Annotated in this window: 1 protein-coding gene; it reads right to left on the bottom strand. The window is 75.9% G+C overall.

Going from position 1 to position 1,259, the window contains the following annotated elements; all coding sequences use genetic code 11:
• The coding region (locus ND748_RS32275; RefSeq protein ID WP_251750056.1) for an oligosaccharide flippase family protein at positions 1-1,259 on the bottom strand (1,259 nt) is incomplete at both ends.

The raw sequence follows: 1,259 nt of genomic DNA, 5'->3' as shown, positions 1-1,259 counted from the left end.
CGCGTGCCGCGAGCAGCCCGTACGCCCGCGCCGGCACCGTGCGGGCCGGCACGTCGACCGCGCGCAGCACCGCGCGGAACAGCAGCAGGAACGACGCCGTGTAGGCCACGGTCGACGCGATCGCCGCCCCTTCGATGCCGAGGAGCGGCACCAGCGCCGCGAGGCCCACCACGGTGAGCGCGCTGCCCACCCCCTCGCAGCGTGCGACGGTCAGCGCGCGGTCGAGGCCACGCAGGACGTCGTCGGTGACCCGGTTGCAGCCGAGCAGGGCCGCCCCCGGCGCGAGCAGCCACAGCAGGTGGACGCTCGGCTCGTAGCGCGCGCCGAGCACGACCGGGACGACGACCGGGGCCAGCGCGCTCATCGCCGCCGCGGCGACGATCCCGCAGGACAGGCTCGCCCCCACGGCGATCATCGCGGTCCGTCGTGGGCCGGCGGGCACGCCACCGGAGTCGGCCGCGGCCGGCTGGCGGGCCAGCCGGGGCATCGCGACGTTGCCGAACGCGACGCAGATCGGCTGGCTGATCAGGCTCATCGACACGGCGACCGCGTAGTAGCCGACCTGCGTGGGTTCGACGAGCAGGGCGAGGACGAGAATGTCGAGCTGGGCGCTGAGCAGGTAGGGCACCGCCGAGAGGAACACCCCGGCGCCGTAACGCAGCAGCCGGCGGGCGTCGTGCCGCCGGATCCGGCCGCGGGTGTGGATGTCGAGGCGCCACAGCAGCGCGGCAAGCGCCGCCTGGACGGCGATCGAGACGAGCAGGCACGCCACCGTGGCACCGAGGGTGAGCCCGACCGTCGCCGCCAGCAGCCCGACGCCGACGAGCTGAAGCAGCGGCTGGACGGCCCGGATCAGGTTCCACACCGCCAGCCGGGTCGCCTGCAGCGCGAAGACCCAGCAGGCCGAGACGAAGATGACGGGCTCGGCCGCGAAGACGATCCGAAAGGCCCTGGCCGCCGCGGGATCGTGCGGCAGGACCAGCGGCGCGGCGAAGTATCCGCCGGCGCCGACCGCCACGCCGAGGGCCAGCAACAGCGCCCCGCCGGTGCGTACGACGTCCGGGGCCCGCCCCGGCTGCCGGGCGACGAAGAAGCAGATCGCCGCGGTCAGGCCGCACTCGCCCACCGCGGCCGCGGCCAGCGCGTAGGACGTCACGATGGCGTAGGCGCCGCGGCTGGCGGGTCCGAGCAGGCGGGCCAGCAGGATGCCCAGCACCGCCCCGGCCGCGGTGACGGCCAGGCTCGTCGCGGCGGTGGCC

It is taken from the genome of Frankia sp. AiPs1 (assembly GCF_023716945.1).
In the GTDB taxonomy this organism is placed as follows: Bacteria; Actinomycetota; Actinomycetes; order Frankiales; family Frankiaceae; genus Frankia.
This window is presented reverse-complemented; position numbering and strand designations above follow the sequence as displayed.